General features: G+C 66.4%; 14 protein-coding genes. 5 read left to right on the plus strand and 9 right to left on the minus strand.

Features of this window, described 5'->3' with window-relative positions:
- The first annotated feature begins 13 nt into the window (after nt 1-13).
- Entirely contained in the window at nt 14-442 is a 429-nt protein-coding gene (locus tag SYV04_RS09530) for a hypothetical protein (protein ID WP_321545357.1), read from the plus strand.
- 285 nt (nt 443-727) lie between these two features.
- On the opposite strand, the gene SYV04_RS09535 is transcribed toward SYV04_RS09530, so the two are convergent.
- The 3 genes from SYV04_RS09535 to SYV04_RS09545 form a co-directional block, all read right to left on the minus strand.
- Complete coding sequence (locus SYV04_RS09535) at nt 728-1921, minus strand: amidohydrolase family protein (RefSeq protein WP_321545358.1); 1194 nt, start codon at nt 1919-1921, stop codon at nt 728-730.
- 1520 nt (nt 1922-3441) lie between these two features.
- The gene (locus SYV04_RS09540) at nt 3442-7062 is read right to left on the minus strand and encodes a hypothetical protein (protein ID WP_321545359.1); all 3621 of its coding nucleotides are present in this window, start codon (nt 7060-7062) and stop codon (nt 3442-3444) included.
- Between the two features lie 329 nt (nt 7063-7391).
- Nucleotides 7392-9254, minus strand: a complete 1863-nt coding sequence (locus SYV04_RS09545; protein WP_321545360.1) for an SLC13 family permease — start codon at nt 9252-9254, stop codon at nt 7392-7394.
- Nucleotides 9255-9516: 262 nt separating this feature from the next.
- Between SYV04_RS09545 and SYV04_RS09550 the strand changes: the two genes are divergently transcribed.
- The 3 genes from SYV04_RS09550 (at nt 9517) to SYV04_RS09560 (ending at nt 13613) form a co-directional block, all read left to right on the plus strand.
- The gene (locus tag SYV04_RS09550) at nt 9517-11304 is read left to right on the plus strand and encodes a phosphoenolpyruvate carboxykinase (GTP) (protein WP_321545361.1); all 1788 of its coding nucleotides are present in this window, start codon (nt 9517-9519) and stop codon (nt 11302-11304) included.
- 114 nt (nt 11305-11418) lie between these two features.
- Nucleotides 11419-12228 (plus strand): tetratricopeptide repeat protein, encoded by an 810-nt coding sequence (locus SYV04_RS09555; RefSeq protein WP_321545362.1) that lies wholly within the window; start codon nt 11419-11421, stop codon nt 12226-12228.
- Entirely contained in the window at nt 12228-13613 is a 1386-nt protein-coding gene (locus tag SYV04_RS09560; protein WP_321545363.1) for an ABC transporter substrate-binding protein, read from the plus strand. The genes SYV04_RS09555 and SYV04_RS09560 overlap by 1 nt, the downstream gene beginning before the upstream one ends.
- Nucleotides 13614-13621: 8 nt before the next feature.
- Here SYV04_RS09560 and SYV04_RS09565 read toward each other — a convergent pair whose 3' ends face one another.
- The 4 genes from SYV04_RS09565 to bioF all read right to left on the minus strand — a co-directional run bounded on the left by SYV04_RS09565 (nt 13622) and on the right by bioF (nt 17056).
- Entirely contained in the window at nt 13622-14788 is a 1167-nt protein-coding gene (locus SYV04_RS09565; RefSeq protein WP_321545364.1) for a pyridoxal phosphate-dependent aminotransferase, read from the minus strand.
- Entirely contained in the window at nt 14785-15063 is a 279-nt protein-coding gene (locus tag SYV04_RS09570; protein WP_321545365.1) for a hypothetical protein, read from the minus strand. The genes SYV04_RS09565 and SYV04_RS09570 overlap by 4 nt, the downstream gene beginning before the upstream one ends.
- Nucleotides 15064-15168: 105 nt before the next feature.
- Nucleotides 15169-15867 carry a dethiobiotin synthase gene (bioD, locus tag SYV04_RS09575; protein WP_321545366.1) on the minus strand — a complete coding sequence of 233 codons (699 nt, stop codon included), beginning with the start codon at nt 15865-15867 and terminating at the stop codon, nt 15169-15171.
- Complete coding sequence (gene bioF / locus SYV04_RS09580; RefSeq protein WP_321545367.1) at nt 15857-17056, minus strand: 8-amino-7-oxononanoate synthase; 1200 nt, start codon at nt 17054-17056, stop codon at nt 15857-15859. The genes bioD and bioF overlap by 11 nt, the downstream gene beginning before the upstream one ends.
- 71 nt (nt 17057-17127) lie before the next feature.
- Between bioF and SYV04_RS09585 the strand changes: the two genes are divergently transcribed.
- On the plus strand, nt 17128-18366 hold the full coding sequence (locus SYV04_RS09585) for a glycosyltransferase 87 family protein (RefSeq protein ID WP_321545368.1): 1239 nt from the start codon (nt 17128-17130) through the stop codon (nt 18364-18366).
- On the opposite strand, the gene bioB is transcribed toward SYV04_RS09585, so the two are convergent.
- Both bioB and SYV04_RS09595 read right to left on the minus strand, forming a co-directional pair.
- The gene (bioB, locus tag SYV04_RS09590; RefSeq protein WP_321545369.1) at nt 18367-19389 is read right to left on the minus strand and encodes a biotin synthase BioB; all 1023 of its coding nucleotides are present in this window, start codon (nt 19387-19389) and stop codon (nt 18367-18369) included.
- A gap of 190 nt (nt 19390-19579) precedes the next feature.
- Nucleotides 19580-19849 (minus strand): GlsB/YeaQ/YmgE family stress response membrane protein, encoded by a 270-nt coding sequence (locus tag SYV04_RS09595; RefSeq protein ID WP_321545370.1) that lies wholly within the window; start codon nt 19847-19849, stop codon nt 19580-19582.
- Between the last annotated feature and the right edge of the window lie 7 nt (nt 19850-19856).

Consider the following 19856-nt stretch of genomic DNA (forward strand, 5'->3'; position numbering starts at 1 on the left):
CAGGAGGACGCTGATGCGCCGTGTATGGATGATGGCCCTGGCTTTCACCGGACTGGTCGCCTGCGGAGAGAACGCCACCCTCGAGGTGCCCATTCAGGCGGTGGGAGACTCTGGAATCACCGGCTCGCTGACGGTGGAGGAGATCCCCGGCAAGTCGGGCTTCGGTGAGGTGCGCTTCGGGTTCACGGTGAGCGACACGGGCACGCGGCAGGTGATCGGCTTCGTCCATGAAGGCCGGTGCGCCTCGCTGGGCATGCACGAGCACCGGGAGGGCTTCGAGCCAGATGGCTACCCCCGGCAGCGGGCGTACATCCGAGAGGGGCACAAGGGGCACGCGGAGCGCATCGGCTCCTTCCAGGGCTCGCATGCCTTCGCCGTCCACGAGCGCATCACGGACATCGAGGACGCTAGCGGCGCGGTGCTCGCCTGCGGCGACATCTAGAGCCAAGCCCCACAGGCAAGCACTGCAGAAACGGATCCGTGAGTTCCAGCAGCGGCGGGCTGCGACCTCCCTCGCGGCTGAAGCAAACCCAGGTGAACGGTGGAAGGCAGGTCGCCCTAAGCTAAAGGCCTGCCAAAGCTGCTTGTCTTGAAGATCTCCTCAAGCCAGACGCGGATTCCGCAACGCCAACGCAAGGATTCGGACCTGAGCCACAGCCCCCTCCCCCAGGCCTCGACTCTCACGGTACCGTGTCCGAGAAAGCGCGAGCAGCGCGTGACGCCTGCGCTACACCGGGGCACGCCCAGAGCGAGGCCGCCGTGAGCGCCGCTCCGGCATACGGGAATAGTTCGGAAGTGTGAAGCGCGCCCTCAATCCATTCTTACGGACTTGGTCCAGCCAGTTCATCGCGTCCTGGGCCCCTATGCCCTGACGAACGAGTTGATAATAAAGATAGGAAAACTCGTCAGGCAGACAGCTCGCGAAGGTGATCGGGTCATCGTCGCCAAGGCTCACGGGGACCGGGCCGCCTTCGGCCGCCTGCATGCCGGCTAGCGGTTGAAGCGCGAAGATGGGGTGAGCCTCGAAGGGGATATCCCCAATGAGTAGGTTGCTGGAGGGATTGGCCTCCACGGTCATACCCCGCTGGGCCACATGCTTGCGCAGGAAGTATTGCATACGGCGCAGCACCTGGACCTCTCCATCTGTGGCCTGGACTTCGGTGGTGCGCTGTCCACGGTGATAGACGTCATAGTCCGTTAGATACCTCCACAGCAGCCAATCCTGGGGCTGCGCTGCGGCCGCAACAATACGTCGACGCGAGAGCGCGCCCATGTGGGGATAGCCAAGCCTCTTGAGCACTCCTGGAGAGTGTCGCTGCTTCCAAGCCTCAATCAATACATCGGCGGGAATGGGATTCTCGTAGATCTGCCGAGAGAGATTGGCAACCTCACCGCGTACCGCCTCGATGCGCGAGGAGTCCACTGGAATGCACTGCTCTCGATATAGGTGGAGTTCCCAGACGAGATCGTCGAGCCGCTCTTCAAGGGGCTGCCGCGTAATCGGTGTGGTTGCAGCCCATCGTCCTGGGTCCAGCCCGAGCGCCACGGCGTGCCCTAGCCGATCTCCTGGGCCTAGCATGTGGAACATCAGCGGCTCATGAATACGCCGCAGTCCTTCCACCAAGCGGCGAAAGTCCTCTCCCGCGTGGAGGGTAAACCGAAATGGAGGAACATGCCCGAGGTGAGCCAGTTTCTGGGAGACCTGCTCAGAATGGGCCCGCAGCCGCTGGAAGAGGGGAATGAAGACCCAAGAGGGGATTGCCAGTTCCAAGCTGCACACATCCAGGCCACGCAGGATGACGAGCAGTTCAGGGTGCCGCTGAAGCGCGGTCTCGATGGCTTGCGCCTCGCGTAGACGGTCAGAGAAGTACTGGCCAAACCGGCAGGCATGTCCAGCTGAGCGTGGGTCAGCGTAGGACATGCCCTTACCACCAGGGCGCTCTGCTAGCTTCACAAAGTGAAGGACGAGCCCACGCTCTGGATTGCACTCAGGGGGTGCATCCACGTCACGAGCAATGTCTCTGACTAGGGTTCGCACCTCGGCCCAGGAGCTTGGAGGCGAAGTTCGAACCTCCAAAGATGAGAGTGGAGCGGGACCTTTTCCCTCAAGATGAAGGGCAGCGCTCATCAGCGCCTGCTCCATTCCTTTACGCAAGCTGCCGATGCGCCGGAAGTGTGTAGAGAACCAGTCGAGTCCAGCAGTTCCTGGTTCCTGAACGAGGTGCCGGTATGTCCGGTTTCGGATGCGGACATACTGCCAGAACACCCTCTCGAAAAGATCCTCTCCCCGTGATGTCCACCGGCCCCCCGTAGCCTCGACCCGCTGGCGCTCCATGCGCACCTGTCTCAGCCAGCGCATGGCTTCGAACAAGAGGAGGGTTTCTGGCAAGCACCCGGGCTGGGTGACATGCGGCAGATGAAGACTCCTTCCTCCGAGCTTCCATTTGTAGAGGGGATCCGCCTCCCGGATTTCTGGTAGCGAAGCAGGGAGCCGAGCGGGAGCGGGACCAGCTAGACGTCGCAGCTGCGACCTCGCACTCACGAATGGTACGGGTGCATTGCCACGCAGGAGCGCACTCACCACAGAGAGAAACTCGCGCGGCTCCTCGGTGCGCCCAGCCAGCCGGGGCATGTACCTTGCGAAGTTCGGCTCTTGCAATTGCCTCAGGAAGGAGGCGAGGCATAAACGCGCCACCCCGGCAGTCACCAACCACCCTAGGAACTCCTGCTCTCCACCAAACGGTGTCCCCGCAGCGCAGTGGAGCGGTCCGGGTTGAACCTCGTCGGTTGAGATCCGTGACATCAGATGAGTCCACAGGACGCCAAATGAGAGGGCCGCGCCTAAGTGGAGGTGGGTTTGCGCGATACCATCCTCGCAGAAGAACCGATCCAAGTGCTCGGCGCCTAGCGACACATGATCACAGGCTGGAGCACTGCTGGTCTCGGTGACACAGCAGAATGACGCGAGGAGTAGGTCCTGTGGCAATGCCAACGAAAGCCAGCGCCACGCGGCGATTCTGTCCTCGATGTTCTCGCTCCCTCTTGGAGCAGACGGGACCACTGAAGCGAGAGGCCCATCCCGGATGAAGAACTTGCCTCCGCTAGCTGTCAGCAAGCGGGAGGTGAACGAGCCGACATAATCCTCCAACGAGGCATTGTGGCCGGGGCGATCCAAAGACTTCTCCGCAGTGGAGAACCAAACGTGGTCTTGGAGCCTACGCAGGACTTCTAGGGAAGTTCCGCGCGAACGAGGGCGCAACCACTGAAGCAAGTCCTCTGAGAGTGCTTGTGTGGACTTTCCGAGAGCTCTCGTGGGGGTTTGCTCCAATCGCACAAAGCACCGCCGAAAGCCAGCCTCTGACCACAGAGGCCACGAGGCGATCTCAGCCTCTAGATGCCGGATATGAACGGGGTCAGTCATGGATGCTTGAGAATGAGGTTTTAAGACTGTCCATGGGTCTCATTAGCGAAGATCTTGAACCAAGGGTGCCCACCAGCAGCTTGATCGATCTCATTGAGAAACCGCTTGACGGTCCTCGTGTCGGCGGAAATTCCGGCCCGCACGAGCGCGACCTTGGCGCGGCTGCGGCGCACCTCCAGTATCTCCGCGACGCGCCCTGGCGAGGCATCTTTCCATGCGCTGAGGTAGGCCTCCGCCGCCCAAACTGGCATCCCGGACTCCGGTGCTCCATAGAGGGCCGCTGCTCCCTGGGCCCATTCGACAGCCCGGAGAAAACGTGCTCCCCCCACTTTCGAGGAAAAAGTCACCTCACGAATTCGCTTTCCCAACAAGGCAAGTTCTTCACTGCCAATATTGAGGTTGGGACTTTGAGGATCAACATTTCGCGTTAGGCACAACTTGCGCATGCCGTCCAAGAAGGCGTGAAACAAGGCAACAAGCGCGACCTCGCTCAAGCTGCTGCCAGTCTCCTGTAGAAGGGGGTCGATCCTCTTGAACATTAGCGTCCAGATCTGGTTTGTTTCCTTCCAATCCAGGAAAGTACCCCACCCTGGAACCAGCCAGTCAAACTCGAAAGAGCGCGAAGCCTGCCGAAGCACGGTTGTCGCTCGAGGGAGGACCGCCTTAGATGGAGAGATGGAGGGAGGGAGCAGATCTTCTAGAGAGCCCCGTCCGTCGTCTTCATCAAATTGAACATCGTGAGCGACCTGCAAGAGCCCTTCCAGCGCGCTTGCGGGTTTCTCGAATCCGTCTCCCAAGGGGAAGATCCGCAATGCGTAGGCAAGTCCTGGTGTTGAATCCGCTTCCGCACGCGCAGCCACCTCTTTTTCAGGGCGTGCGCGTTGAGTGACGGGCTCCGTCAACCATTGGCGCATATTCTCAGGCAGGTGGAGTTTCAAGCGATTCTTCTTCTCCACGATCATCTGATCGAGGCTCCGCCGCTGAGACTCAGGGGCCGGGTTTACGACGAAGAAGCGCCAGAGCAGACGAAGGACAAGCGGCGCCGCGCCTTCGATGAGCACATACCGCTCCAAGCGATCCTGGAGTTCCTTGAGCCGTTGGGGATCCGAGAGAGACAGCAGGGGCTTGACATGCAATTCAGCGAGATACTCCTGAAGAGTGGGCGGAGTCTGAATGGAACTGGCTGGGGGATGCTGAACGATAACCTTTTCGAGCAAGTCTTTGATTTCCGTGGGGAGGCCAATGACAGGCTCTGCTCTGTCTTCGATCGCGCGTCCCCAGACAAACCGATCATGAGCATTGTCTATCTCGGCCAGAATGCTCTCCTCCCCTCCTCCCTTGCCCTTGGCTTCTCGAATAGCATACCGAACCTTTGCTCGGCGAGCATGCCGAGCGGCATCCAAGGCCTGCTCCCGGAACCACTTGTCCTGGGTCTTCAGTGCTGCCAGCCATTGGAGCAACAGGCTGTTGGCTAATTCCTCGGGGAGGCCATACTCCGGGGCGGCGAGTAGAATCGCCTCCCCCAGCAACCAGTTGTAGAAACCCAGCGTTCGCAGCGTCTTGTTCTCGCTCGTATGCAACCGAGCCGCTTCGCGCACAATGCGTTGGATGAGCGGGCCCCAGCTAGAAGACTCCCGAGGAGCTTCCTGGGAGGTCAAGACAGGAACATCAGGTAGGGTACGCCGCAGCCCTACCTCGACAATTCCCCAGAGGTACAAGTAAACCATCTCGCCGTACCACACGTTGGCGGCGGCTTTGTCCTCTTTCAAGCGAAGCAGGTGCCTTGCCCAAGCCTTGTCAAAGACACTGAAATCAATGGGCGCTGCCCATTCGGGAATTGGCCAGGTAAAGGCCAACTGGCTGGAGAGTTTCCCCAGGGGCTGGAGATGACTTACGACCAGCGGGTAGTCGATATGCCGAGGCGCCGGGGCAGTTCGTGGAAAGCTGCCGCTGACTATGTCCGCTGCCACGTTCATCGCCAGCATGAGTAGGCTGGTAAGATAGTCCTCAAGCTCTCGAAGCTGAGACCTCTGCTCTCCAGTTTGAGGAGACCTTTCAACGATGGGCCCCTTGAACGTAAAGCCCGTGATGATGTTGACGTTCAGGGAGAGCTTCTCACTCGGCTTCAATCGATTGATGCGCCGTGCGAGGGGCTCCAGCTTCTGCTCAACATCCACACGCAGCTCGCCGTCCTGATTGACCTGAACCAACTGCTTGAGCAGCGCCTGCTCATCCGTGGTCCATTGCCCATTCTCGATAGTGTCCGTCCAGAGCCGGCTGATCCGCATCATCGCATGGGGGTCTCGCTCCAGGCGTTGGCGAACGTTCTGGATCTGACGCAGCCGGTGGGGCAAGCCCTGCTGAAGCGCTGGGGAGAGTTCGAAGTAGCCAGCAAGCGTCGGCGGAGCGAAATCTTCGTCCCCTTCCTTCTGGATGGACACGGTCAACATGTCCTTCAAGAGAAGGAACCTCTCTGTCCCACTGAGCTTCGCTAGCTTGAACCGATGTCCTGCGGGTATCACCTTGTCATAGGCTTGAAGCCCGAGTTGGCGCGCGTTGGGCTTCGCCTCTACATAGTCGAACTCGCGGTCCGTCAGGGCGCCATTACCGAGCGGTTGGCGCATCATCTTGAGGTAGTGCAGGTGCAGTGTCTTCTGGAATAGCGGGCTGTGGCCGGTGAGGATGAAGAACACCCGGGGAGCCCAAAGCGAACGCATGAGCTCTAGCAGGTCCACGCACCGGTGAGGATTCATGTCCGCATCATCGATCGGGATGATGAGCCGCGCGTTCTCATCCACAAGATGGGGATAGAGGCGATGGGCGTCGGCGATCACTGCATCTAGGAAATAGCGCCACTGGTCGAAGACCGTGAGCCTTGCTCGCTCCGCCTGCTTGAGTTCCTCGGCATAACTGTCTGGGTCGAGAGAGCCCTGGCGAGCAGGTAGGTTGCTGGCCCAGCCGAGGGCAGCACACTGCAACAGATTGCGCCACTGCCGGCGTGATGCGAGTTCTTTCTCCCACTCCGGTTCCCAGCTCGCGATGGGTGCCGTATTCTCCCGAATCTCCCGTCCCCCCGAGGGATCCTCCAGGTGGTCCACCAGTTCCAGGAGCCGGCCAGCAATCCATGGGAGCAAGGACGTCGATGGCGGGAGCGGCTGGAGGTCTAGCGGTCGAATTGGAACAAGCTTGCGAGCCAGCGGCCCCTGTAGCCGAGCGATGAGTTCCAAGGGGGCTCCATGCTCCTCGTTTCGGGCGGTCGAGCCGCCACCCTCAAGGACGGAAGGACCGAACAAGTCCGAGCGAAGCTGCGCTCCATCCCCCGCAGCGGCGCGCCTCCAGAGCCGGAGCGCAGTGAGAAGGACGCTCGTCTTCCCGCTTCCACGTCCTCCGTCGATGAGGATGACGTTGGAGGGGCGATGCTCATGGATCTCTTGATAGTCGAAGGGACTCCGCGTCATCCCTGTGCGGAGCCCTTTGTCCAAGGGAGACTTGATGAAGTCTTCGAGCCACTGGTGAATCTCCACGACGACCTTGCGTTGGTCCTCCGTCAGATCTGCCCAGTACAGAGGGCGGGCTTCGGGACGGACCACGGAGGACTCGGCGGACTTCCGCTCCTGCGCAATACCATCGTTCGTAGGCATGGACTCCCCCCAAGTGAGCCTCCACGGCAAGCCGCACCGGCTTGCCAGGATCATCCACTCATCATGCCAGCCAGAAACAGGGGGTCCAAGTACCGAGTTGTTGCGAGAACACCTCGATTGTGTTCGAGGGTTGTGTAGCCTACGAGGCCATCTCGATAGACCCCCACCCCTGACAACATGACCCTCGGGAGAGGAATTGGCAGAACGCTCTCCCGAACTGGCTGTTGAGGGCCTGCTTGAAGTGCATCCAGACCCGTACAGCTCTGGATGTAAAGACAGCGCTTGGCCCCGCCTGTAACGTCAGCAGCGTACTTCCTTCAGAAACCTAGCTAGGGCGAGGGCGAGGGCGCGCTGAGGCTCACCGGCACCCCGGCCTTCGACTCCTGGGAGCCCTGGGTCTGGAAGGGCCACACCGTTGGCACCATGAACACCAGGAACGCCACCAGCAGCGCCGTCAGCGGCGTGCCCAGCCGGAAGAAGTCCGTGAACCGGTAGTGCCCCGGGCCGTAGACGAGCACACAACTGGGCTCCAAGGGCGTGATGAACGAGCAGCTCGCCGCCAGCGTGATTCCGATGGCGAACGGCCGCGCGTCCACCCCGAGCTGCGCCGCCGCGCTGATCCCCACCGGCAACACCACCAGCGCCGCCGCCTGGTTGCTCATGGGCGCCGACAACAGGATGGTCAGCACCATCAACACCGCCAGCACCATGCGCGGCCCTCCATATGCCCCCATCCCCGCCGCCAGGTTGCCCAGGTACCTGCCCGCCCCGCTCACCTCCATCGCCACGCCCAGCGCCATCATCGAGCCGATGAGCAGCACCACCCGCCAGTCCACCCGGAAGGCGATGCGCGCGTCCACGCAGCCGGTGACGATCATCGCCAGCATCCCCGCCAATCCCGCCACCGACAGGGGCACCACCTCCAGCGTTCCCATGGCCAGCGCGCCCAGGAAGAGGCACACCGCCAAGAGCGCCTTGCCGTAGCGCGGCGGCTGGTACTCGTAGTCGCTGAGCACCAGCAGCGTCGTGCCGTCGGCCAGCTCCGCCACGCGCGAGCGCGGCCCGCGCAGCAGCAGCACATCTCCCACCGACAGTGGCATGGCCGACAGCGACTGCTCCCCGAAGATGCGCCCCAGCATCTGCAGCTTGGTGAGCCGCTGGATGGCCGGCTTGCGGTGCAGCGCCAGCGCCACCAGCCCGTAGCGCTCCACGAAGAGCACCTCCTTCAGGCTCCGCCCCACCAGCGGGCTCCCCGGCGGCACGCTCGCCTCCACCAGCACCGCATCCCGGCTGCTCAGCTCCGCATCGCCCAGCTTCACGTCCGGGCGGATGTCGATGCCCTTCAGGTCCTTCACCCGGAGGATGTCCTCGCGCTTGCCCTCGACGATGAGCCGCTCATCTCCCACCAATTGGTACGTCGGCAGCGCCGGGATGGACTGCCCTCCCCGGATCAGCCCGATGACACGCAACCCCAGGCCCTCGGTGATCTCCGCCAGCTCCTTGCCCAGGTAGCGCGAGTCCCTCGGAAGCACCGCCTCGGTGAGGTAGTCGCGCAGCGACCACTCGCTCACCCCCGCCCCGTCCGCCCGCGAGGGCAGCAGCAGCGGCCCCAGCAGCACCACCACCAGGATACCGATGACCGCGATGGGCAGCCCCACCGGCGCCAGCTCCGCCACGCCGATGCCCCTCATCCCCATCTTCTCCATGGCCGCCGAGGCCACGAGGTTGGTGGAGGTACCGAACAGGAAGATCGTCCCCCCCAGCATCGACGCGTACGCCAGCGGCAGGAGCACCTTGCTCTTGGGCACCTTGGCCCGGTGCGCCGCGCCGATCGCCACCGGCAGGAACGCCGCCGTCGTCACCGTGTTGGAGATGATCGACGAGAAGGCCGCCACCGCCCCCATCATCGCCAGCACGAACACCTGGTGGCCGTAGCGCGCGAAGAAGGCGAGCCGTTGCCCCACCAGCTGCACCACGCCCGTGGAGGCAAGCCCCTGCGTCATCGCCAGCAGGGTGAAGATGAAGATGACCGTGTCGTTGCTGAACCCCTCGAAGGCCTGCTGCGGCGTGAGCACCCCCGTAATGGCCAGCAGGCACACGATGGTGAGCGAGCTCACCTCGATCGGAATGGTGTCGAGCGCGAAGAGCACCAGCGCGATGACGACGATGCCCAAGACGATGGCGATAGTCATATGGAGGCGCCCTCAAGATGGGGGCCCATGTACCCGGAGGTGAGCCCCCCGACGCACTGCGTCGTTAACTACTAAAAGGAGGAGCACGAATTAGTGGAACTTAGAGGTGCCCTGTTCAGCAGACGGGTTCAGCAGGCAACGGGTGTTGCTTTTGAGAGGGGCCTTCCCGAAGGTTGGCGCCTTCCCGGCTGCTAGGTTCCGCGCCTTCGGCGGGAACCCAACACGGGGGGTACTTCACTTGAGACGACACGAGGAAACTTCCATGGCTTCGACGCAGCTGACGGTCGCGAGCAACGCGCCGACGAAGAATGCCGACCTTCTGGCCTGGGTCGCCCGTTGTGCGCAGATGACTCAGCCCGACCGCATCGTCTGGTGCGATGGCTCCGAGGACGAGAAGAAACGACTGACCGAGCAGGCGGTGCAGGAGAAGATCCTCATCCCGCTCAACCAGGAGAAGCGTCCCGGGTGCTACCTGCACCGCTCCAACCCCAACGACGTGGCGCGCGTCGAGCACCTCACGTTCATCTGCACGCCGAACAAGACGGACGCCGGCCCCACCAACAACTGGATGGACCCCGACGAGGCCTACACCAAGCTGAGCCAGCTCTTCGAGGGCTCCATGAAGGGCCGCACCCTGTACGTGGTGCCCTACGTCATGGGCCCGCTGGGCAGCCCCTACGCGAAGATCGGCGTGGAGCTGACCGACAGCATCTACGTGGCCCTCAACATGCGGATCATGACCCGCATGGGAAAGGCCGCCCTCGACATGCTGGGCGATTCGGATGACTTCAACCGCGGCCTGCACAGCACGGGCGATGTGAACCCGGACCGCCGCTACATCTGCCACTTCCCCCAGGACAACACCATCTGGAGCTTCGGCTCGGGCTACGGCGGCAACGTGCTGCTGGGCAAGAAGTGCCTGGCGCTGCGCATCGGCAGCTACCTGGGCCGCGAGGAGGGCTGGCTCGCCGAGCACATGCTCATCCTCGGCGTGACGGACCCCAAGGGGCAGACCACCTACGTGGCCGCCGCCTTCCCGTCGGCCTGCGGCAAGACGAACTTCGCGATGATGATTCCGCCCGGCGAGTACAAGGGCTGGAAGGTGGAGACCGTCGGCGACGACATCGCCTGGATGCGGGTGGGTCCGGACGGGCGCCTGTACGCCATCAACCCGGAGGCCGGCTACTTCGGCGTGGTGCCGGGCACCAACAACAAGACCAACCCCAACGCGATGGCCACCATCGCCAAGGACACCCTGTTCACCAACGTGGCGATGACCGCGGACGGGGACGTGTGGTGGGAGGGCAAGGACGGCGAGGTGCCGGAGGAGCTCACCGACTGGCAGGGCCGCCCCTGGAAGAAGGGCAGCGCGGAGAAGGCGGCGCACCCCAACAGCCGCTTCACCGCGCCGATGAACAACAACCCGGTGCTCAGCCCCAAGGCGAATGATCCGCAGGGCGTGCCCATCAGCGCCATCATCTTCGGCGGCCGCCGCTCCAACACGGTGCCGCTGGTGCTCCAGGCGTTCAACTGGACGCACGGCGTGTTCCTGGGCGCCACCATGGGCAGCGAGACGACGGCCGCGGCCACCGGCAAGGTGGGCGTGGTGCGCCGCGACCCGATGGCCATGCTGCCCTTCTGCGGCTACCACATGGGCGACTACCTCCAGCACTGGCTGGACATGCAGAAGTCCATCACCCACCTGCCGAAGATCTTCCAGGTGAACTGGTTCCGCCAGGACAAGAACGGCAAGTACCTGTGGCCGGGCTACGGCGACAACATGCGCGTGCTGGAGTGGATCGTGAACCGCGTCCACGGCCGCGTGCCCACCCAGGAGACGCTGCTGGGTTGGGTGCCGCGCCAGGGTGACATCAACACCAGCGGCCTGGACGTCTCGCCGGAGGCGGTGGCCGAGTCCACCTCCATCAAGGCCGACGAGTGGAAGAGCGAGCTCAAGAGCCAGGAGGTCTTCTTCGAGCAGCTGGGCACCAAGGCCCCCGAGGCCCTCATGCTCCAGCGCAAGCTCCTCATCTCGCGCCTGGGCAACTAGCCCTCGCGCCGCTCGGAAGTCCCGGGGCCGTCCCGCCGTAAGGCGCGGGGCGGCCCCTTTCATTTCCAGGCTCACGGTTCAGCGGTAGGCTTGGGGCCTATGAGACTGGCTTTCGTGTTGACGTTGGTCCTGCTGCTCTTGCCCACGGGGGCTTGGGCGCAGAAGGGAGCGAAGAATCCGGCCGCGCTGGTGAAGGAGGGCGAGCGGCTCTTCGGCGCGCGCAAGTACCGCGAGTCGGCCGAGGTGCTGAAGAAGGCCTATGACGCCCAGCCCGACGCGCGCCTGCTCTACAACATCGCCCGGGCGTACGAGCAGGCCGGAGACCTGCGCGAGGCGCTGAGCTACTACGACCAGTTCATCAAGAACTCGGACAGTGACATGGACCCGCTGCTCATGAAGCGCGCCCACTCGGCCGCGGAGCGCGCGCGGGTGCTCATCGAGAAGGAAGAGCAGGCCAGCGCCACCGCCGAGGCGGAGCGCAAGCGCCTGCAGGAGGAGGCGGATACCGCCAAGCGCAAGGCCGAGGAGGAGCAGGCGGCCGCCCGGCGTGCCGAGGAGCTCGCCCGGCAGCAGCAGCAGGCCGAGCAGGACCGGGCCATGGCCTCCTACCGCCGCTCGCGGGTGGCGGCCTTCGCCCTGGGCGGGGTGTCCGTGGCCAGCGTGGGCGCGGGCATCTTCTTCGGGCTCCAGGCGAGCGACGCGCGCAAGACGTTCGACGAGGCCAGCAGCCTGGAGGCCAAGGAGACGGCGGCCGATGACACGCGCGGCAAGGCGCTGCTGGCCGACGTGGGCTTCGGCGTGGGCCTGGCCGCCGCCATCGGCGCCATCATCATCTTCCCCAAGGAAGGGCCCCCCGTGGAGGGCGAGGTGCGGATGACGCTCGCGCCCAAGGGCCTGGGCGCCGGGATGGAGGTGAGCTTCTGATGCGCGCGCTGGCCATGCTGAGCCTTTCCACCGTGCTGCTCTCGGGGTGCAGCCTCACCACCGCGAGCGGCCTCACCGAGTGCGAGACCAGCGCCGACTGCGGCGACAACCAGGTCTGCGCGAGCAACTTCTGCCTGCCCCAGCCGGCCGGCTGCGGCGAGCGCTACGGCGACCTGTCCGCGGACGCGGTGCAGCTGGGCGCGGCGCTGCCCCTGAGCCTCTCGGCCACCAACCCCGGCCTGGGCAAGGACGAGTCCGAGGTCCAGGGACTCAACGCCATCCTGCTGGCGCTGGGCGAGCTCAACGAGCGCGGCGTGGCGGGAAAGAAGATCACCCTGCACCTGTGCGATACCGCCTTCGATCCGGTCCGCACGGAGCAGCAGACCCAGTGGCTGGTGAGCGAGAAGAAGATCGCCGCGCTGCTGACGGCCGGCAGCAGCCAGACGCTGGCCGCCGCCAACGTCACCCTGGCCCAGGGCGTGCTGACGATGAGCGCCAGCGGCACCTCGCCGGAGCTGACCACCCGTGAGGACAACTCCAAGCTGGGCCTGCTGTGGCGCACCGCGCCCTCGGACGCCATCCAGGGCAACGTCATCGCCGACCTGCTGCTCAATGACGCGGAGTTCACCACCGTGCAGCGCGTGGGCATCCTCTACCTGGACGACCCGTACGGGCAGGGCCTCTTCAACGTCATCACCGCGCGGCTGGGCACGCGCAAGAACGTGCAGGCCGTGCCCTACACGCGCAGGACGGAGAACATCGCCACGCCCCTGTCGCAGATCGACACCTTCGACCCGGACCTCACCGTGGTGGTGGGCTTCGAGGACGATGTGACCAACATCATCAAGCGCGCGGCCAACTCGACGAACCTGAAGCTCGGCACGGGCCACCGGTGGTTCTTCACCGACAGCGCCAAGGACGCGGCGCTGCTGACGGACGCCACGGTGCGCGGCATGGTCGATGGCGCCTATGGCACCGCGCCGGCGCAGGGCGCCGGGCAGGCGTTCAGCTCCTTCCGCTCCCGCTTCATCTCCAAGTACAACGGCGTGGACCCCTCCAACTTCTCCTTCACCTCGCACAGCTACGACGCGATGTACCTGTTCGGGCTGGCGGTGGCCTACAGCCAGGGCACCTCCAACGCGGTGACGGGCGCGAAGATGGCCGAGGGGCTCACCAAGGTGTCCAGCGGCACCTCCATCCAGCTCACCTCCAGCAACATCACCCAGGCGGCCAACGAGCTGGCGGCGGGACGCTCCATCAACGTGGAGGGCGCCAGCGGCAGCCTCCAGTTCGACGCGGCGGGCGAGGCGCCCTCCCCCATCGAGCTGTGGCAGGTGGAAGGCACCACCTTCCAGACCGTGCGCACCGTGCCCCCTCCTCCGTAAGCGGGGGCCTACCCCTCCAGCACGCGGACGAGGACGCCCAGCGCGGCCTCGAAGGCGGCTGGAGGGGGCAGCAGCGACAGCACGAGGAACGCTCCGCCCGTGAAGTCGTAGAAGTACCCGGGCTGCACCAGCACGCCCGCCTCGAGGAGCGCCAGGCATGTGGCCTCCTCTCCCGGCTCGCGGGGGATGCGCAGCACCGCGCTCCACCCGCCGTGCGCGTGGACTACGTCCCAGAGGGCCTGGGCGGGCCTCGCCGCCAGCAGCCGCTGACGGTTGTCCTTCACCCGCTGGAGGAGCGCGGCCTGGAACCGGGGCGCATGCGCCAGCAGCGCGGGGAGCGCCTGCTGCACGGACGTGCCCACCGAGAGGAAGGTGTCCGCCACCAGCTCCAGTCGCGCCAGCGCCTCGTCTCGCACCGCTGGAGGCCCGCCCACGTGCGTCCAGCCCAGCTTGAGGCCGGGCAGCCCCGCCACCTTGGAGAGGCCCGAGAGCGCGAAGGTGGGCATCGGCAGCGCGCGCCCGGCCACCGTGGGGACCCGATCCGGCTCCGGGGCCCAGGCAAAGTCGGAGAACACCTCGTCGGAGATGAGCGCCAGCCGTGCGTCCGCGCACAGCGTGGCCAGCGCCGCCAGCTCGCCCTCGTGGAGGTAGTGGCCCGTGGGGTTGCCCGGGTTGACGACGAGCACCGCGCGGCTGCGCGCATCCCGGGCCTCGGCCACCGCTTCCACGTCCAGCCCGAAGCCATGCGCTCGGGGCAGGCGGTAGGGCCGTATCTCCACGCTCTCCAGGCGCGTGAGGTACTCGAAGAGCGGGTAGCTGGGCGCCGGCACGAGCACGTTGTCCCCTGGCTCGCACAGCAGCTTGAAGAGCCAGGCGTACGCCTCGCTGGTGCTCGCCGAGAGGATCAGGTGCTCGGGGGAGACGGGCGCCCCGCGCGCCGCGAGGTAGCCCGCCACGGCCTCTCGCGCGGACAACAACCCCTGGGGCTCGGGCGCGTAGGTGAAGGCCTCGGGGGTGGCCAGCAGCGCGGGCTCCGGCGCGGGCAGCCCCACACGGGTGGGGTTGGACTCGGTGAGGTCCACCAGGGGCAGCCCTCGCTCCCGGCGCTCCGCCAGGGCCCGGGCCAGGGCGTTCCACGCGCGGGGGAAGTCGGTGCGCGCGGAGAAGCCGCTCACAAGCCCGTCTGCAGCATCGCGCTGGCGACGCGGCGGATCAGCTCCCGGCGAATCTCGGTGCGGCAGTGGTCCACCGCCTGCTCCGGCGGCCGAGGCGCTCCAGCAGGGCGCATTCGCAGCGCCGTCCGGATGACGAGCTCGACCTTGGAGGGCTCGATGTGGAAGAGCCGGTTCCCCTCCTTCTGCAGGAAGTAGGTGAGCCCGCGCGCATCGAGGAGCTTCTGGAAGTAGCGCCTGGCGTCCGCCAGGAGCGTGAGGTCGATGATGTCGGCCATTCGCGATCGGGGTTCTCGCGCAGATCAAAACACGCGTCCATTTCGCGACCGCGAGGCACAAAAATTTGCGCGACCTGTAGCACTCCGAACGCGCCGGAGGCCGATTTATCGGCCTCGCGCGCGATGTGGGAGCAGCGGACGCAGCGCCTCTCGGAACGCCGCGTGACGACGGCGCGCATCCCGCAGGTAAGTAACTGGACCCAGCACCGGAACGCGGTAGCGCTCGGCGATCAGCGCGGCGTTGTCGCGCTCGGAAGGATCGCGCGTGGGCGTGCTCCGGCTGAGCAGCACGGCGCTCACGGTGAGCCCGCGATCGGCCAGGGCCCGCAGTGACAGGCCTGTATGGTTGAGGGTGCCCAGGCCCGCTCGCGCCACCAGCAGCACGGGGAGCTGGAGCGCGGCGATCAAGTCGATGATGTCGCGCTGGGAGTCGATCGGCACGAGCAGGCCGCCCGCCCCTTCCGCCACCACGGGGCCGTGTCGCAGGCGCTCCCAGGCGTCGAGCGTGGTCTTCCAGTCCGGCTCGCGGCCCAGGCGGCGTGCGGCCACTCCCGGGGCCAGGGGCGCTCGGAAGCGGTGGGGGCAGAGCTGCTCCACGGGCAGCGTGCTTCGGGCCGCAGCGCGCATCGCGAGGGTGTCCGAGGGGGCGGACAGGGAGGCACAGCCGCTCTCGTAGGGCTTGAAGCCCTGGGGACTGAGCCCGGCGTCCGCCAGCAGGGACAGCAGGGCGCAGGAGGCCTGCGTCTTGCCCACTCCGGTGTCGGTGCCGGTGACGAAGATCTGGAACGGCCCCTTACTCGGCATGACGCACTCCCATCTTGCGCAGCACCTCCAGCGCGAGATCGATATGGCCCTCGGTGTGAGCGGCGGAGAGACAGAAGCGCAGGCGGCTGGTGCCCTCGGGCACGGTAGGAGGACGAATGGCCTTCACCAGCAGGCCGCGATCCCGGCAGCGGCGCGCGGCGTCCAGGGCCCGCTCGGGCTCCCCGAGGATGACGGGGAAGATGGCGCTGCGCGGCTCGGCGGGCAGGCCGAGGGCCCGGAGGCCCTGGGCGAAGCGGCGGATGTTGCGCCACAGCCGCTCGCGCAGATGTACGTCACTCTCCACGGCATCCACGGCGGCCTCGGCCGCGGCGCACAGGGCCGCGGGCAGCGCGGTGGAGAAGATGAAGGGGCGAGCCCGGCTGATGAGCAGATCCACCACGGCGCGCGAGGTGGCGACATAGGCGCCCATGCCCCCGAACGCCTTGCTCAGCGTGCCCATGCGCAGGTCCACCTGGGACTCGAGCCCCAGTTCCTCGCACAGGCCGGCCCCCCGAGCGCCGAGCACGCCGGTGGCGTGGGCCTCGTCCACCATCAGCGCGGCGCCATGCTCGCGGCAGGCGGCGAGGAGCTCTCGCAGCGGGGCATGGTCTCCATCCATGGAGAAGACGGTGTCGGTGACGACGAGCTTGCGGCGCGCGGGCGTCTCCGCGAGGACCTGGGCGAGGGCCTCGGGGTCGGCGTGGGGGTAGACGACGGTGCGCGCTCGGGACAGGCGACAGCCGTCGATGATCGAGGCGTGGTTGAGGGCATCGGAGAACACGGCATCCCCCGAGCCCACGAGCGCGGGGATGATGCCGGTGTTGGCGGCGAAGCCGGTGTTGAAGAGCAGCACCGCCTCGGCGCGCTCGAATGCGGCCAGCCGTGCCTCCAGGCTTTGGTGGGCGGGGGTGTCGCCGGTGACGACGCGGCTGGCGCCGGTGCCGACACCATAGTGTTCCAGAGCGGCCTGGGCGGCGGCGCGCACGGTGGGAGAGGAGGCCAACCCCAGGTAGTCATTGGAGGAGAAGTTGATGAACGTCTCTCCGCCAATGCGCACCAGGGCGCCCTGAGCGGGGTCCAGGGGCTCCAGGAAGCGGCGCAGGCCCCGCGAGGCCAGCTCCGCCAGGTCTTCTCGGGCCCACGCGGTGGCCACGCCCTCGGCCTCGGCGAGAGGGTCTTTCGCATCCACGGTCACGTGAAGTCCCCTAGCAAGGCCCCCCCTGCTCGACAAGCCCACTCCAGCCGGCCAGAGTCGCGGCCGTGTCCGCTTCGCCCTCCCCTTCCGCGCCGCGCCTGAGCCTCCCCCACTGGCTCGCACTCGCCGCGAGCGTGGTCCCCCTGGCGGTCTACGCGTTCTCACCCCGGCTCGGAGATCTGCCGCTGTACCACGGGTGGGCGCGCTCCTTTCTGGGCGGCGCCGTCCCCTACCTGGACTTCCGCTTCGAGTATCCGCCCTACGCGCTGCCGTGGTTCATCCCCGCGGCCTGGCTGGGTGGGACGCTGCCGCGCTTCGTGACGCTCTTCGGCCTGCAGCTCACGCTGCTCGATGGCTTCATCAAGTGGATGCTGCTGTCCGAGGGCGTGCGGCGCTGGGGCCGAGCCCCTCGGGCGTGGGTGCCCTTCGCCGTGTACAGCGTCGTGAGCCTGATGCAGAGCATCCACTACCTGAAGCGCTATGACGTCATCCCCGCGACCCTGGCGCTGGCGGCCCTCGTGGCCCTGGCGCGCAGGCGCGAGGGGTGGGCGGGGGCGGCGCTCGCGGTGGGCACGGTGACCAAGCTGTACCCCGCGGTGCTGGTGCCGCTGGCGCTGGCGCTGTGCTGGAAGCGAGGCAGGACGCGGCAGCTCGTGCGGGGAATGGTCGCGGGCGTGCTGCCGCTGGTGCCGCTCAGCTTCTTCTGGCCCTGGTGGCGCTTTGCCTCCTTCCACGTCGAGCGGGGCCTGCAGGTGGAGTCGCTCGGCGCCTCCTTGCTGTGGGCCGCGCACCTGCTGGGGCTCGCCCAGGCCGAGTGGGTACACGCCACGGCCGCGTACGAGCTTCATGGCGCCGACGCCGAGGCGGTGAAGGCGGTAACGCGGTGGCTGTGGGTGGCGGGCTCGCTGGGGGCGGCGGCGGTGGGCGTGCGGGCGGTGCTGCACCGGCTGCCCGAGCGCATGGAGGACGTGGCACGCCTGGCGCTGGTGCCGCTGGTGGCCTTCGTCGTCCTCAACCCGGTGCTCAGCCCGCAGTTCCTCATCTGGCTGACGGGCGCGGCCGCGCTGGCGCTGCTGTCCGGTTCTCCGTGGGCCCCGGCCGCCATCCTCGTGGCCGCCGCCATCACCCGAGGCATCTTCGCCGGCAGCACCTACAACACGGGCATCAACGCCGGGTACACGCTGCTGCTGCTCGCGCGCAACGGCCTGCTGCTGGGCGCCGGCGTGGCGCTCACCCGCGAGGTGTGGCGCGCCGCGAGCACCCGTACACCTGAGTCCCAGGGGCAGGTGGACCTGGGGGCCTGATCAGCGCGACAGGTCCGGCTCGAGCGGACGGATGCCCGCCTTCTCCAGCAGGGCCATGTCCTGGGTGTACTCGGGGTTGCCCGTGGTCAGCAGCTTCTCGCCGAAGAAGAGCGAGTTGGCGCCCGCCATCATGCAGAGCAGCTGCGCCTCCTCGTTCATCTGCTGGCGCCCGGCCGACAGCCGCACCATCGCCAGCGGCATCAGCAGGCGCGCCACGGCAATGGTCCGCACCATCTCCACCGTCTCCACCCGCTTCTGGTTCGCCAGCGGCGTGCCCTCCACCGGCACCAGCGCGTTGATGGGCACCGACTCGGGGTGGACCTCCTGGTTGGCCAGCGTCAGCAGCATCTTGCAGCGATCATCCACCGACTCGCCCATGCCGATGATGCCGCCCGAGCACACGGAGATACCCGCCTGGCGCACCCGCTCCAGCGTGTTCAACCGGTCCTCGTAGGTGCGCGTGGAGATGATGTCCCCGTAGTGCTCCTCGGAGGTGTCCAGGTTGTGGTTGTAGGCGGACAGCCCCGCCTCCCGCAGCCGCTTCGCCTGGCTCTCGGTGAGCATGCCCAGCGTGGCGCACGCCTCCATGCCCAGGGCGCGCACGCCCTTGACCATCTCCAGGATGCTGTCGAACTGAGGCCCGTCCTTCACCTCGCGCCAGGCCGCGCCCATGCAGAAGCGGGTGGCTCCGGCGGAGCGGGCCTTCTGGGCGGCGCCCAGCACCTCCGGCACCGCCATGAGCTTCTCGGCCTTCACGCCTGTCTTGTAGCGCGCCGCCTGCGGGCAGTACGCGCAGTCCTCGGAGCAGCCGCCCGTCTTGATGGACAGCAGCGAGCACAGCTGCACCTTGTTGTCCTGGAAGATGGCTCGATGCACCGTCTGCGCCTTGTGGACGAGCTCCAGCAGCGGCAGCTCGTACAGGGCGCGAACCTCGGGCAGCGTCCAGTCATGGCGGACGGTGACACCCGGCGGCGGCGCGGCGAAGTGGGCGTGGCCGTGGAAGGACTCGGAGGCGTCGGACATGGGCTCCTCGGGAGGCAGGCGAGGTGCGCAAACTGCGTGGACGCCGGGACCTTGTCAACGCTGTGACGCCGGAAGGTTGACGAGTTGGGGGCGGATGTAGGTGTTCCCTCTGGGGCCCAGATACACGAGGACCGGCGCCCCATCTGGTGGAGCACCGGTCCCCGAACCCCCTCCTTATAAGGAGGCTGCTCTAGATTCGGACGCGCCTGCTGCGGCCCGCCATGCCGACCAGCAAGAGCACCAGCATCGCGCCAATCACCGAGAAGATGAGCCCGGAGGGGTGCAGGTCGAGAATTCGACCGTCGCTGCGGAAGAACGAGCCGATGAAGCCGCCCACGAAGGAGCCGGCAACTCCGAGCAGCGTGGTGGCGATGAGCCCCATGGACTGGTTGCCGGGCATCAGGGCACGCGCGAGCAGGCCGGCCAGCAGACCAATCACCAGGAACGCGATGATACTCATGACTGCC

Source organism: Hyalangium ruber, assembly GCF_034259325.1.
Classification (GTDB): Bacteria; Myxococcota; Myxococcia; order Myxococcales; family Myxococcaceae; genus Hyalangium_A; species Hyalangium_A rubrum.

Bases quoted from the DNA above. Each gene is read 5' to 3' on its own strand.
- SYV04_RS09530 (WP_321545357.1), top strand. From the start codon at position 14: ATGCGCCGTGTATGGATGATGGCCCTGGCTTTCACCGGACTGGTCGCC.
- SYV04_RS09535 (WP_321545358.1), bottom strand. From the start codon at position 1,921: ATGTCCTACGCTGACCCACGCTCAGCTGGACATGCCTGCCGGTTTGGC.
- SYV04_RS09540 (WP_321545359.1), bottom strand. From the start codon at position 7,062: ATGCCTACGAACGATGGTATTGCGCAGGAGCGGAAGTCCGCCGAGTCC.
- SYV04_RS09545 (WP_321545360.1), bottom strand. From the start codon at position 9,254: ATGACTATCGCCATCGTCTTGGGCATCGTCGTCATCGCGCTGGTGCTC.
- SYV04_RS09550 (WP_321545361.1), top strand. From the start codon at position 9,517: ATGGCTTCGACGCAGCTGACGGTCGCGAGCAACGCGCCGACGAAGAAT.
- SYV04_RS09560 (WP_321545363.1), top strand. From the start codon at position 12,228: ATGCGCGCGCTGGCCATGCTGAGCCTTTCCACCGTGCTGCTCTCGGGG.
- SYV04_RS09570 (WP_321545365.1), bottom strand. From the start codon at position 15,063: ATGGCCGACATCATCGACCTCACGCTCCTGGCGGACGCCAGGCGCTAC.
- bioD (WP_321545366.1), bottom strand. From the start codon at position 15,867: ATGCCGAGTAAGGGGCCGTTCCAGATCTTCGTCACCGGCACCGACACC.
- bioB (WP_321545369.1), bottom strand. From the start codon at position 19,389: ATGTCCGACGCCTCCGAGTCCTTCCACGGCCACGCCCACTTCGCCGCG.
- SYV04_RS09595 (WP_321545370.1), bottom strand. From the start codon at position 19,849: ATGAGTATCATCGCGTTCCTGGTGATTGGTCTGCTGGCCGGCCTGCTC.